8 protein-coding genes and 1 pseudogene are annotated in these 13,855 nt (G+C 63.4%); 3 read left to right on the top strand and 6 right to left on the bottom strand.

Annotated elements, in window-relative coordinates; all coding sequences use genetic code 11:
- A partial coding sequence (locus tag ABIV12_RS07015; RefSeq protein ID WP_348057654.1) for a hypothetical protein occupies window positions 1-426 on the bottom strand: 426 nt, incomplete at its 3' end.
- Between the two features lie 406 nt (window positions 427-832).
- Complete coding sequence (locus ABIV12_RS07010; RefSeq protein WP_348057652.1) at window positions 833-1,135, bottom strand: hypothetical protein; 303 nt, start codon at window positions 1,133-1,135, stop codon at window positions 833-835.
- Between the two features lie 757 nt (window positions 1,136-1,892).
- On the opposite strand from ABIV12_RS07010, the gene ABIV12_RS07005 reads away from it, so the two are divergent.
- Window positions 1,893-5,366: a hypothetical protein gene (locus ABIV12_RS07005; protein WP_348057650.1), complete on the top strand. Its 3,474-nt coding sequence runs from the start codon at window positions 1,893-1,895 to the stop codon at window positions 5,364-5,366.
- Between the two features lie 16 nt (window positions 5,367-5,382).
- Window positions 5,383-6,579, top strand: coding sequence for a helix-turn-helix domain-containing protein (locus ABIV12_RS07000; RefSeq protein ID WP_348057648.1), 1,197 nt, complete (start codon window positions 5,383-5,385; stop codon window positions 6,577-6,579).
- 56 nt (window positions 6,580-6,635) lie between these two features.
- Here ABIV12_RS07000 and ABIV12_RS06995 read toward each other — a convergent pair whose 3' ends face one another.
- The 3 genes from ABIV12_RS06995 to ABIV12_RS06985 all read right to left on the bottom strand — a co-directional run bounded on the left by ABIV12_RS06995 (window position 6,636) and on the right by ABIV12_RS06985 (window position 11,313).
- A complete protein-coding gene (locus tag ABIV12_RS06995; protein ID WP_348057656.1) occupies window positions 6,636-7,115 on the bottom strand; it encodes a VOC family protein in 480 nt (159 codons plus the stop codon).
- A 231-nt stretch (window positions 7,116-7,346) separates the two neighbouring features.
- Window positions 7,347-8,879: a hypothetical protein gene (locus ABIV12_RS06990; protein ID WP_348057646.1), complete on the bottom strand. Its 1,533-nt coding sequence runs from the start codon at window positions 8,877-8,879 to the stop codon at window positions 7,347-7,349.
- Window positions 8,880-9,237: 358 nt separating this feature from the next.
- Window positions 9,238-11,313 carry a S9 family peptidase gene (locus ABIV12_RS06985; RefSeq protein WP_348057644.1) on the bottom strand — a complete coding sequence of 692 codons (2,076 nt, stop codon included), beginning with the start codon at window positions 11,311-11,313 and terminating at the stop codon, window positions 9,238-9,240.
- Between the two features lie 241 nt (window positions 11,314-11,554).
- Between ABIV12_RS06985 and ABIV12_RS06980 the strand changes: the two genes are divergently transcribed.
- Entirely contained in the window at window positions 11,555-13,621 is a 2,067-nt protein-coding gene (locus ABIV12_RS06980; RefSeq protein WP_348057642.1) for an amidohydrolase family protein, read from the top strand.
- Between the two features lie 126 nt (window positions 13,622-13,747).
- On the opposite strand, the pseudogene ABIV12_RS06975 reads toward ABIV12_RS06980, so the two are convergent.
- Window positions 13,748-13,855: pseudogene (locus ABIV12_RS06975) on the bottom strand (IS110 family transposase); the annotation flags it as partial.

Raw genomic sequence — 13,855 nt, 5'->3', positions numbered from 1 at the left:
GGGGTCAGACGCGATGGCGGCTGCCGCATTTCGCGAAAAATGGCACGCCGGTGAAGAAACGACGAGGACGTGCACCCCATGACTGATCGCTGCCCGATGCTGGACGGCCACGAGCCCATCGTGGTTGATCTGCAGAAGAGTCAGCTTGTCAGTTTCCAATGCCCGACTGCGCAGGATCGGAGGTTCTTTCAGCACGCCTTGGTTCGCCGGCAGTCTCGCAAACTGCTGTGCGTCGCCAAACATTCGCGCCGAAACATAGCTGGCCTGCATGTCCTCGCGATCGCGGGTCTCCACGATCATTCGCCGGGCAAGCTCATCGAACGCTTTTCGCATGTCGCGCACGTAGGCGGGATCGCTGGTATAGAAGGCAAGTATTTTCGCTGCGCGCCAGAAATCGTCGAGGTCGGCCTTGTCGAGCGCCGACATGTCGGCGGATGAGAGTCGCGCGGAGATCCCCTGGTAGATCGTCGCCATTGGGGGAACTTTTTCCTCGACACGCGGGGTTTCGCGATCGATCTTCTCCAACGCATCGAGGTTCCGCTGGAACACTGCGCCGTGTGCCCACGGGCTGAGGCTGAAAGCGAGCAACCCAATGAAGATCGTGCGTCTCATCATTGAGAATTCTCCAAGTCATCGGTGGTCGTTGCGATATCGCAAGGGTGCAGCGCCGACGCATTCCAATACCTGCCGCTGTTGCTTCTTCGAACTCCGATCAAATCCATTTCGTGCCCGCAGTTGCCGACAGCGCGCATGCGGATCCTGGGGCGTCGCCCTGAAAACGATGGAGTCGATAGGTTCCGAATCGTCGCGAAGGAATTCCGATCCCAGTGGATTACTGCTGCTCGGGAAAAAACGGATCCAGTTCAAACACGCGTTCGCCGCCCGGTTCGGAGCCCGTGACGATGGCGATGCCGATGCCATCGGCGACGATGGCGTAGCGTCCATCGAAGCCGAGACGGACGGTGACGACCCCGGTCTTGCCGAGCGGGATATTGACGACCTTGAAATCCATTTCCTGGCCGTCGTCCCACACGGAGAAGCGCAACTGGTCAGCGCCGCCTCCGCGGTCGACAGCACCTTCGACTTTTCCGCGGATGACGACATCAACACGCGCGCTTTCGTTGTTGGCGGCCACCGTCTGGACGCCGGTGACAATCCACGGGGCGGATGATGGTGCACCCGTTGTGGCGTTCGCTTCTTCCGACATGATCGTGGGCCCGCAATCGAAGAGGGAGAGAGGTGGCTGAAGCCGTACGCGAAGGGTAATTCATCCTGTCTCGATCTGCGAACGACCGACCCGCGCGCGGAGTTCTCTTCATTGATGAGAAGCGTCTTTGCGCACCATTCCGTTTCGATCGCGGCGCACGTCTGGGTTCCCTGTCGGCGACAACGCGCAGGTACGTGCACGTCGAGCGGCACGCCAACGCGTGGGCCCTATGGACCTGCGCGCTCGGTCGCGCAAAGACGGATCACCTCAAGCGACGACGGGTGCCTCGCGTGCCTGAGGCAATCCGTCTTCCGGGGCCGACGACCCAGCCCTCCTGTGGACGCGACCCGGGGGCGTTTCACGCAGTTGCCAACGTCTTTGAACGATGGATTGGCGGATGACCGTCACGGCACAAGTCCGCCACAAATCCGTAGACAGGCGCCGATCGGGGTTGAGATAGTGCGTGCGGTCCTGCCGGCACCTGCTCGTCGCTGCCCATGGAGGGGTGATGTCGAACGGTGAAGCTGCGGGCGTTTTCTGGCGTGAAACAGCGCGTCGTGCAGCTCTGGCGAGCGCGCCGATGACCGGTTGGGTCACGGTGCATCAATATCCGCTACGACGGTCGCTGCACTCGGTCTTCCGCGATGACTTTCCGCGTATCCGCACTCGAATGGGAATTTCAGCAATGAGTCGTTTCATCAGAGTACTGGCGGCGGTCGCCGCAGCGAGCCTCACCATCGCGTCGGCGAACGCGGCGACCATCACGATTGCGCCGACGCGCATCGATGCGACGGCGGTGCAGGGTGCTACGACGTCGTCAACATTGACCCTCGGCAACACCGGCAGCGGCAATCTGACGTGGATGATCGACGAGGCGGCACCCGGCAGCATTCAACGGACCAGCTATCTGGATGACCGATCGCCGGGCACGATGGGCACCGGAACCTTGAGCCAGAACGCGATCGGCGTTGCCGGCGCACGAGGCCCAGGCGTGTCGCTGGGAGCCGACGTGCTTTCGCAAATGGTGGACAACACACCGGTCGCGCAGTCGGGCATCGCGTGCGGAGGGCAAAGCGGCAGCACATCGGCGAACAGTTTCTGGCGGCGATTTTACCTGTCCGAGCACGGCAACCCGGCATCGCTCCAGATCGCGAGCGTGACGGTGGGCACGGAGCTTGGACCCAACATCTCTGCGACGGTGAATGTGTACTCGATTCCGCATTCGACGCCGGTGGACACGATTCCGACAGGATCGCTGACCTTGATCGGCAGCGGATCCGGCAGCGTGGGTGGCACTCTGACGACGACGACGATCCCGGTGTCTACGGTGCTTGCGGACGCGGTGGGCAACGACCTCGTCGTCGAGTACCACATTGCAGGCGCCGGAACGCAGTGGTACCCGGCTGCGAATGCATCCGCGCAAACGCATCCGGCATTCCTGAGCGCCGGCAATTGCGGTCTGTTCGTACCGACGTCGCTGGCGGACACCGGCCACCCTGATTCGCACACCATCATCGTCGTGAATCTCGGCGGCGGCACGCCGGCCAGTTGTGGCAGCGTGAGCGATCTGCCGTGGGCAAGCGTGAACCCCGCAAGCGGAACGATTGCGTCTGCAGGGACGAGCGATGTTGCGGTGACGTTCAACGCGGCGGGTCTGTCGGTCGGCGTTCACTCGGGCCTGCTGTGCGTGGCGAGCAACGATCCGGTCGCGGCGTTGGTTGAAGTGCCGGTCAGCCTGACGGTAACGCCCGACGTATTCTGCTCCGCGACGCTGAACCACCCCATCGCGGAGGATGCGGAAGGATCCTATTTCAACTGGGAAACCGGTGACGCCTCCGACAGTCCACCCGCGGGCGCATGGCATTTCAATCCGTACAGCGGCAATGGCAATCTGTTTTTCAATTGGGGAAGCGATCCCGTGAATGCCGGTGTGTCGATGACACCGGGAGGCGACTGGCTGGTGCTGTCCGACGGCGCGATCATCGGAGCGGCGTCACCCTACGCACACGCCAGCGGCGAAGCGTTCGGCTATCACTTTGGTCTCGGCGGCTATCTGGGTTTCCGGTTCGCCTGTGCGGCGGGCACCTGTTACGGATACGCGCATATCGCTTCGAGCCAGACCAGCAGCGGTTTCCCGGCGACGGTGGTCAACTATTGCTACAACACGGCCGGTCGGCCGATCACGATCGGTGGCGGTGGCGGTGGCGGCGGTGTCGCGCGCATCAGCGTCACGCCCGCGAGCGTCAGCACGACGGTGGTGCCCGACGGCACCACGACCGCGCCGCTGACGATCGGAAACATCGGCCGCGCAGACCTGACGTGGACGATCGGCGAAGCTGCGCCGGGCGGCAAACCATCCGGCGACCTCGACGACCGTATCAGCGCAACCGCGTCGGACACGCGGGGAACCGCCAGCCTGAACTGGAATTCGAACACTGTGACCACGGAGCCCGGCCCGTCGGCGGTGCCCGATCCGTTCACGCTGTTGCAGATGACGGACAACGCACCCACCTCGGGATCGGGCATCGCCTGCGGAGTGCCAGGCGGCGCCACATTCGCAAACAGCTATTGGCGCCGGTTCGATCTGTCGGAACACGGCAGTCCGGCGTCGATCGTCACCCGAAGCGTGATCGTGGGAACTGAATTCGGCCCGAATACACTGGCGACGATCAACCTGTACGCGATCCCGCATTCGACGCCGGTCAACACCATTCCGACCACGTTGCTGATGCTCATCGGCAGCGCAACGGGCACGGTTGGCGGCGATCTGAACACGATGACGATCCCGGTCGTCGCATCGCTTGCCGATGCGGTGGGGAATGATCTGGTGGTTGAGTATCACATCGACGGTTCGCCCTCACCGTGGTTCCCGGCGGCCAACGCGACGCCGGAGACGCATCCGTCCTTCATCAGCGCGCCTGATTGCAACATCTTCGAACCGGCCAGAATGGCGACCGCGGGCGCCCCCAATTCGCACAACGTCATCGTGGTGGAACTCGACGACGGCAGTCCGACACCGGCCACCTGCGCAAGTCCCGGCGACCTGCCATGGGCGAGCGTGAGCCCGGCCAGCGGCACGCTCGTTTCGGCCGATGCGGGCGATGCGACAGTGACGTTCGACGCGACCGGTCTTGCCCGCGGCACCTATAGCGGGCTGTTGTGCGTCGCCAGCAACGACCCGAACACGCCGCTGGTGGAAGTTCCCGTCAGCATGCGCGTGACCGGCGGCGGCACCGTGCCGATCGCTGAAGTGTTGCCGACCGCTGGCGTCGAGTTCGCAATCGCGCAGGGGACCAGCGACATCGACACGGTGACGATCGAAAACATCGGCGTCGGCACGCTGGCCTGGAGCATCGATGGCGTTGCAGCGACGGGAGGCTGCGCCAACCCGGGCAAGATTCCGTGGCTGTCGGCGGCACCGACTGCCGGATCCCTGACTGGCGGATCGGTTGACGCCATCACGGTGACCGTGAATGCGTCGGGGTTGGCAACCGGCGTGCACACGGCAGACCTGTGCATGACGACCAATGATGCGTCGCACGCGTCGGTGGCGGTGCCGGTGAAGCTCAGTGTGACACCTGCCCATGTCGACAACGGAATCGTCATGTCGGGCGTGCTCGATCGCGGAATCCTCGCGACCGGCGCGGGCACTGCCCTCAATATCGTGACCAGTGTGTTTGGCGATGAAGTGGATCTTGCCGAGGGTGGCTGGGACTTCAACTTCGTGCTGCGCTTCGACAACTTCGCACTGTGGGAAGTTGGCAGCGAAGGCGGCGAATACGTCCTCGACAACGACGGCAACGCACCGCTGCTGCATGCGGGCGACTCGGTCGGAGCGGGCAACATGTTCAGCACCGGCACCGGCGGCAACATTGCGCTCGCCGCGGGCTGGCTGGCCGGTGTCGATGGATACCTCGGCGTGCGATTCAACTGCAACGGACGCCTGGTCAATTCCGTGCCTGGTCCGTGCTACGGCTACGTGCACATCCGGACGACCAGTGGAAACGGATTCCCGGCGACGGTTCTCGATACCGCGTTCGACGGCGACAACCGCCCGATCGTCATCGGCAGTGTGGTGGACGACATCATCCTGTGCGATGGCTTCGATGGACCGACGAGCGCGTGCGCTGCGGAACGACGCGGAGTTGCGGGCCGATGATCCCGATCGACCGGGCATGAAGACGTCGCCCGTTTCCACCACGTTCGGAGCGCTCGAAGGTCTCGGCATCACGCGGCAGGAGGAGACGCTGTATCGCGCGCTCCTCCGCGGCAACGGATATACCGTTGCGCAACTCGCCGAGATCACGCAACTCGCGCGTCACGCGCAACGCGGTCTCACGTCCCTCGAAAAGAAAGGATTCGTCACGCATTCCCCGGAACACGTGCGGCGCTATTTCGCGGTACCTCCGGATCTAGCGATCGACGTGCTCATCGCTCGGCGGCAGCATGAAGTCGACAACCAGCTGCGCAGGGCGCGTGCGGCGATCGTCGAGTTGCAGGAGACCGTCGAGCCGGTCGATGACGATCAGGGCACCGACGAACGTGTCGTGGAGATCCTCAGTCGCGAAGCGGCAGGGCAGGTCCATGCGCAGATGCTTCGATCAGCGAAGGACGAGGTCCTCTGTCTTGAACGGACCCCGATCATCGTCTCGCCCGTTGGCAGGCCGGACGACAGCCAACTGGAAAGCATGGAACGGGGTGTGCGCTATCTGACAGTGAGCGACGACAGCATTCTCGGCATGCCCGGCTCGATCGAGCGATTGCGCAATTCGACCGTGGCGGGAGAGCGCTATCGCGTCGTTCCGTCGCTGCCGTTCAAGATGATCATCGTCGATCGCCGCATCGCGATTCTTCCACTGACCGTGACCAAGCCCGACGGGAATGTGTTGCTGGTGCGATCGTCGGCTTTGCTGGATGCATTGGTCGTCGTGTTCGACATGTTCTGGGAGCGCGCCACGCCGATCACGTTCTCCGGAACAGGCGAGTCGCGCATCGGCGACCCGGCCCGCGGTCTGACACGCGAAGTCGATGAAGTGCTGCCGCTTCTCGCTGCAGGACTCAACGACAAGACCATCGCCCATCAACTGGACTATTCGTTGCGCACTCTCGAACGTCGCGTCGTCGAAATCATGGAGAGCCTCGGCGCACGAACGCGCTTCCAGGCGGGATGGCTTGCGGCGCTGCGGCTGAAGTCGTCCATCGCACGCAGGACGGAAAACGGCCGCAGGGTAAAGGACGCAACGGGACGCGGCGCGCGAGAAAAGAGCGAAAAGAAGACAGCAAAGACCAGATCGCCATTGTCGTCAGCCGGCAGGAAAATCGCTCCGCGTCCGCGTCCGCGTCCGCCGACGACCGGTGAGCGATCCACGTGATTGCGTGATGCCATCGGGCATCACGCACCGGATTGCGAGACGGATCGTCGCAACGGTCAACCGCGACGTGCGGTCTCGATGGCGGCAATGTCGATCTTCGTCATTCCCATCATTGCGTCGAAAGCGCGCTTGGCCGCTCTGGGATCTGGGTCGCCGATCGCCGAGATCAGGGCGCGCGGGGTAATTTGCCATGACAGTCCCCAGCGATCCTTGCACCAGCCGCACTCGCTGGCCTTGCCGCCGTTGTCGATGATCGCGTTCCACAATCGATCGGTCTCGGCCTGATCGTCGGTTGCGACCTGGAATGAGAACGCCTCGGTGTGCTGGATCGCGGGCCCACCGTTCAAGCCGAGGCAAGCAATGCCCATGACCGTGAACTCGACCGTCAGGACATCCCCCTGCTTGCCCGCCGGGTAATCTCCCGGCGCACGATGGGCGGCTCCCACGGCGCTATCCGGAAACGTCCTGGCGTAGAACGTCGCTGCGTCCAGGGCGCCGCCGTCGTACCAGAGGCAAATCGTGTTCTTGCTCAACATCGGAGTTCTCCTCGTTTGGGGCATGGGAATGCCCTTCCTCGGCAGCGACGAAGAACCGGCGCGCAAATCGACAATAGAAAGGTCGATTGCGAATCGTGCGTGCGAGTTTTCAGCGTGCCGATGCGTGCATTCCCATTCGGCTTGCCGGGACCCGTGGCATCGGCGCACGTGACGGATAGCAACGCTTGCCCTGCGCTCCGATGTGCGGCCGTGCCACGAGGTTTCCGCGGGTCAATCGCTGTCGGATGCTCCGAACTGGCTGGCGAAGATCGCGTCGTTGCTGACCATCCGGCTGATTGTCACGTCGACGTCGTCGACCGAAGGCGACCAGACCGTGCTGCCGGTCAACTCCACCGAGTATCGCGACACCGTCATGCCGCCGGTGAACTGCTGCGCTGCGTCGGAGTCGGATGCGGGGAACAGAAACTCCTGTTGTGCGTGAAGGGTGATCCCGCTGGCGGAATACTGCTGCACAACCTGTTTCTGACTGACCCGGTTGATGCCGGTGACGACATCGAGGGTCCACGTGCCGGCCTGCATGCCGATCACCAGATCCCGGTTGTCGGGTCGTTCGCCAATCGCGGTCGGCAATGTGTCCCTCCAGCCAAAGACTCCCACACTGAAATCCTGCACGCACAAGCCGCCGCCGCAGAATCCTTCGTCGAAGGTGAGGTCGGCATCACCGTGCACGCGCGCGAGCATGATCGCGGGTCGGTTGGGCGTGGCAGTGGCGGAGGGGCCGACCGCCGCGATGTCACCGTTGGCCAGTGCCGCGATCGCCGTGACCGAATCACTGAGCGAAGTGCCCCCATCGTCACTTTCGAAATACATCACCCGCGGATCGTTGGCCGCGCCAGTCGCGGCATCGATCCGCATCACGTAGCCGTCATAGTCGGTTCCGAGCGTGAGGAAATTGCCGCCGAGATACAAGTGCTTACCGTCCGCACGATCCGACAGTGCCATCGCGAACACATTCACATCGCGCTGGGTGGTCCGTGCGCCGACGACGTAGTTCACCTGACCGCCGTTGCCGAAACCCGAAACGAGTGCGCCGGTGGTCGAATCGAGTTTCGCCAGCGCCACCTTGTATCCATCTGTCGCATCCGAGTAGCCGGCGACATAAAGAAAGCCGGCAGGATCAAACAGCACGCGTGTGGCGACATCGGCGTTGCTCCTGCCCTGGTCGAACACCACGAACTGGTAACCCGTCGGGTTGCCCGGATTGCCGAAGTTCGGGCACGCAGTACCCGATGCAGCCTGCACGCAATACACGCTGAATTGCAGGTCGGGAAGCACGAACACAGCCTGGGCGCCGACGAAATACAGACGGTCGGTGGCAAGATCGTAGGCGACATCCCGCAGCGTCGACATCGCCGTTGGCAGCTGAAGGCGCCCCGCGTTTGCGAAGCTGCCAACGAGATCGCCCGCATTGTCGAGTTTCGCGACGATGATGTCATTGGTGGTGCCGATGAAGTGGCGTCCGACGACGTAGTGACTCTCGCGCAGGCAGATTCCCGAGCTCACCTGGTCGCAGTGGAAGAACGTGCGCATGCCTTCGTCGTGACGCGTGTTGTGGAGGTCCGGAAAGTCCACGAACGTTGTTCCGTCGCCACCGCCGAACGCAGTGTCGACATCGAGATCGCTGGTGAACACCGACTCGACAACATCGGTAACGGGACCGACGGCAATTTCGCTCGCCTGGGAATGCGCATCTGCGAGGGTGCAGCCGAGCGCGAGCGCGGCAAGCATGGATCGGATTTTCATGAGGCTTCGACTCCAGGGGTGAAGGAATTCCCCGAGGCGTTCCGCAAGAAACCTGCGCGCGGGCGCATCGGGTGACGCAAGGATCCGTTGCCGCTCTCACGGCGTTTCCCTTCAGTACGGGAAAGAATCGTTGCAACCGACACACTTCGGTCAACGTGCGGTGGCTCTGGCGCAGGACTGCGCGGCAACCGCAGGGGCACGGCGGATTTGGTTCAGAAGTCGCGTGGAACTCCAAGCCGTATGTTCGCAGTCACGCGGGAGATCCGCGCGCGCAGCGCAGGCGGCCCGATGGCCGCGAGGAGGCAACGCGCGGCGCATCGATCCAAGGTCGCGCGGTGGCCGCGCGACCTTGTCGAAGTCAGGGTGTCGGAGCGGTCGTGGAGGCCGCAGCACCTTTACGATAGCGCTCGAACCACGCGAGGATCGCAGCGGCCTTGGCCGCCGACTGCGACGGACGCTCGGCCAGTCCGTGGTGATTTGCGCCTGGCACCTTGACCAGCGTCGTCGGAACGTTGCGCAGCTGCAGCGCCTCGTAGTACTGCTCCGCTTCGCTGACTGGCGTGCGGAAATCGTTGGACCCGACGACGACCAGAGTCGGGGTCTTCACGTTGCCGACCAGCGAGAGGGGCGAGCGCGCCCAGTAACCGGCCGGATCTTCCCACGGAAATTTGCCGAACCAGTAGCGCGAAAAGAACGGCGTGCCATCGGCGGTCAGCACGAAGCTGGCCCAGTCGATCACCGGCTTCTGTGTCGCCGCGGCGCGGAAGCGGTCGGTCTTGCCGACGATCCACGCGGTCAGCACGCCGCCACCGGAACCGCCGGTGACGAACAGGTTGTCGGGATCGATGAAGCCCTTGGCAATCGCCGCGTCGACGGCGGCGATCAGGTCGTCGTAGTCGCGACCGGGATACGCCTTGTCGATCTTGTTCGCAAACACCTCGCCATAGCCGGTGGATCCGCGCGGATTGATGTAGAGCACCGCGTAACCGGCAGCGGCATACAACTGATCGTCGGAGGAAAACGTCGGCCCATACGCGGCGAACGGGCCGCCGTGGATTTCCAGGATCATCGGATATTTTTTCGAGGGATCGAAATCCGGCGGGGTGATGAGCCACGCATCGATTGGCAGATCATCGAACGACTTCACCGCGATGGTTTGAACCTGGCCCAATGACTTCGCGCCGAGCGATGACGCGTTGAGGTGGGTCAGTTGACGCGGAGAATTTCCGCGCGCGATCCACACGTCTGACGGACGCTGTGTCGTGCCGCTGGTGAAGGCGACGGTGCCGTCACGCGCCACACTGAACTGGCCGCCGCTGTAGGGGCGGTCGAATGCGCTGTCGGTGAGATGCTCGGCAACCGTGTGGATGGATCCGTCGAGCCCGATCCGCGCAACGCGCTCGCTGCCGTGTTCGTCGTAGTTCACGTAGATCGATCGGCCATCGGCCGACCACACCGGATTTTCCACCGTGCGATCGAGGCTCGCGCTGAGCACGCGCGTGCCGCTGCCATCACGGTTCATCACCGACAGTTGCCGGTTCTGGTAACCGACATAGCGGTCGTCGAACCCGAGATACGCGATCGATTTTCCGTCCGGCGAAATGGCCGGCCAATCGTCCGGGCCTTTACGCTTCGTCAGGGTGCGCACGGCCAGCGTGTCGATCGAGACTTCGTGGATCTCGGTGTCCACCAGTTCGCGCTGCCAGTCTTTGGTGAGATTGGCGCTGAAGACGATCGCATGTCCGTCAGGCGACCACGACACCTTGCCGCCGGCATTGAGCGCGCCGAACGTCAACTGGGTCGGCGCGCCGCCGCTCGCCGGCACCCAGAACAATTGTTCGTATCCCGCTTTTTCATAGCCGCCGTCGTCGGTGCGGTAGACAACGGTGTCGATGATCTGCAGCGGTTCGGCCCACTTCGCGTCGGCGGGTTTGTCCGGCGCCTTGCCAAGCTTGGTCGATTCGTCGGGGACAAACATCGTGTAGGCGATCCGTTCGCCGTCAGCGGACCAGGAAATTGCATGCGGCGTGTCGGCCAGGCCGGTGATCCGCGCGGTTGCGCCGGTCTTCATCCAGCGCACGTACAACTGCGCGCCGGCCTTGTCGTCGGCACTGGAGATGTAGGCGAGACGCGAGCCATCGGGCGACCAGCGCGGCTGGCCGTGCGAACCGGGCCCGGTGATCAGTGGGACCTGCATTCCACTCGCGACGTCGATGGACCAGATCGACGATTGCGTGCGGTCGGTCATGATGTCGTTGGCACGCCGCGCGTACGCAATCGTCTTCCCGTCCGGCGAAATCTGCGGATCGGCGGCAACCTCGAGATTGAACAGGTCTGCGCCTTTGAAGGTCCGCGACGGTCCTGCCGCAGGCGCGGCAACGGCTTGGCCGGCCGCGAGCGCGACCAGAATCACAATGGAAAGACGGATCGACATGAGACTCGGTCTCCAGCTTGAAGGAACGATCGGTACACGCAAGGCGCGCGCGAACTTTACAGCAGGCCGCCGGCCCGTTCGATCGCGGTGAGCCCGGTTGTGTCCGGACATGCCGTCTGCCGCGCGCGGACGGATTGATTGACGGTCGTGTGGCGCCGGAGCCTTCACTGCCGGCAGTCGTGCGGCGCGCGTGCCCGTACTACCATCGATCGGTCCCCTCTCCCGAATCAAAGGAATGCCGATGTTGTCGATGCAAGCAATCCAGCTCCCGCAGATGCCACTCAAGCGCGTGATCGCGGTGTCCACCATGCTGCTGCTCACCGCGGCGACATCCGCGCAGGCTGGCGAGAGCGCGCGCTACAGCGTGATCTTCGGTGGACGCAACATTGGCCACGTGATCGCAGAGACCACCGGCAAGCGCACCACGATCGACTACGACGTCAAGAACAACGGTCGCGGGCCAACCATGAAGGAAACGATCACCTTCGGCGACGATGGTTTGCCGAGCGCATGGACGATCAGTGGCACCACCACGTTCGGCAGCCATGTCGACGAGCGCTTCGCCCGCAACGGTTCGCGTGCGACGTGGATCGATGCGACCGGCAAGGGTGGGGCGACGGTCACCGCACCCGCGGTTTACGTGGCGCAAGGCGGGAGTCCGTGGTCGGATCAGGTCTACGCGCGCGCACTGCTCAAACGGCCTGGCATGACGATGCCCGCACTCCCGGGTGGAACGCTTCTGCTGGAAAAAGGCGAGACGTTGACCGTGAAGGGACCCGCAGGGTCGCTGGACGTGACGCGTTACGTGCTTTCCGGGATCGACACAACGCCCGAAACGATGCTGCTCGATGCGGACGGCGATTTTTTTGGCAGCGTTTCTCCGAACTCGGTGGTCGTGCGTGAAGGCTACGAGGGCGAGGAAGTTCGCCTCCGAAAGCTTGCCGCCGACTGGAGCACGCAGCGGTTTGTCGCAATCCAGCGTGAGGTCGCGCACACGTACCGCGCGCCCGTGCGTATTCGCAACGTGCGGGTTTTCGATGCGGCAAAAGGCGTGCTGACGGATCGGGTTTCGGTGCTGGTGTACGGCAACGACATTGCGGCGGTCGAGCCGCCCGACAGCCCGCCGGGGAAGGGCGAAGTCGCGATCGACGGCGCCGGCGGAACACTCGTTCCGGGCATGTACGAGATGCACGCGCACGTGAACCAGGAAAGCGCGTTGCTCAATGTGATCGCGGGCGTCACCAGCGTGCGCGACATGGGCAACGACAACGCGGTGCTCGACACGCTGATCCAGCGCATGGACGCGGGCGAAATCGGCGGCCCGCGGGTGATCCGCTCCGGCTTCATCGAGGGCAAGAGTCCGTACAGCGCGAACCACGGGTTCGTGGTCGACAGTCAGGACGCGGCGATCGATGCGGTGCGCTGGTACGGCGCGCGTGGGTTCTGGCAGATCAAGATCTACAACAGCATGAACCCCGCGTGGGTGCCGGCGATGGTGGCCGAAGCGCATCAACTCGGCATGCGCGTCGCCGGCCATGTGCCGGCATTCGCCAGTGCCGACCAGATGATCGAAGCGGGCTACGACGAGATGACGCACATCAACCAGTTCGTGCTCGGCTGGGTCATCGGGCCGGACGAGGACACGCGCACGCTGTTCCGTCTCACCGCGTTGAAACGCCTTCCCGGACTCGATCTGGCGAGCGCAAAGGTGCAACACACGATCGATCGGATGGTCGAAGGACACACGGCAATCGATCCGACCCTCGGTATCCACGAGAATCTGCTGCTCAACCGCGACGGCCATGTGCCGCCGGGCGCGGTCGACTACGTCGATCACCTGCCCATCGGCGCGCGCCGCGATGCAATGAAAGGGTGGATCGACGTGTCGAAATCGGGTGACGACGCTGCCTATCGGCAGGCATTCGACAAGCTGATTGCGGTGACGAAGATGCTGCACGACCGTGGCGTTTTCATCGTATTCGGCACCGACACCGGCGGGTCGTTCACCTATCACCGCGAGCTGGAGCTGTATCAGAAGGCGGGGATGAGCGCGTCGGAGATCCTCACGCGCGCGACATTGGAAAGCGCGCGCTATGTCGGACGCGATCAGCGCTCGGGGTCGATTGAAAAGGGAAAGCTCGCCGATTTCTTCCTGGTGCCAGGTGATCCGACCAAAGACCTGAAGGCGATCAAGACCATTGCGATGGTGGTGAAGGACGGCACGTTCTACTACCCGTCCGAGGTCTACCCGAAGTTCGGCATCGAGCCGTTCGCAGCGGCGCCTGAGGTCACGCTCGCGACTGATTGAATGCGCCGCCCATCGAAGAATGGATGCCGCCGTCGGTGGTTTTATCGATTCGCAGGCAGGGCGCCGGCCGCGGAAAACGCGTCCGGCCTACGTGTCGTGTGCAGATCGTAGATACTGTTATTCGGATCAAGCTCCGTGAAGACGTGAATCGAACGGTTTTCCGGATTTGAGAACGCCGAAGGCAACGTGGGCGAGTTTTCGCATCATGGCGCCGATGATGAGTTTGGGCGCTTT

Source organism: Dokdonella sp., assembly GCF_039926425.1.
Taxonomy (GTDB): Bacteria; Pseudomonadota; Gammaproteobacteria; order Xanthomonadales; family Rhodanobacteraceae; genus Dokdonella_A.
This window is presented reverse-complemented; position numbering and strand designations above follow the sequence as displayed.

Bases quoted from the DNA above. Each gene is read 5' to 3' on its own strand.
- ABIV12_RS07005 (WP_348057650.1), top strand. From the start codon at position 1,893: ATGAGTCGTTTCATCAGAGTACTGGCGGCGGTCGCCGCAGCGAGCCTC.
- ABIV12_RS07000 (WP_348057648.1), top strand. From the start codon at position 5,383: ATGAAGACGTCGCCCGTTTCCACCACGTTCGGAGCGCTCGAAGGTCTC.
- ABIV12_RS06995 (WP_348057656.1), bottom strand. From the start codon at position 7,115: ATGTTGAGCAAGAACACGATTTGCCTCTGGTACGACGGCGGCGCCCTG.
- ABIV12_RS06990 (WP_348057646.1), bottom strand. From the start codon at position 8,879: ATGAAAATCCGATCCATGCTTGCCGCGCTCGCGCTCGGCTGCACCCTC.
- ABIV12_RS06985 (WP_348057644.1), bottom strand. From the start codon at position 11,313: ATGTCGATCCGTCTTTCCATTGTGATTCTGGTCGCGCTCGCGGCCGGC.
- ABIV12_RS06980 (WP_348057642.1), top strand. From the start codon at position 11,555: ATGTTGTCGATGCAAGCAATCCAGCTCCCGCAGATGCCACTCAAGCGC.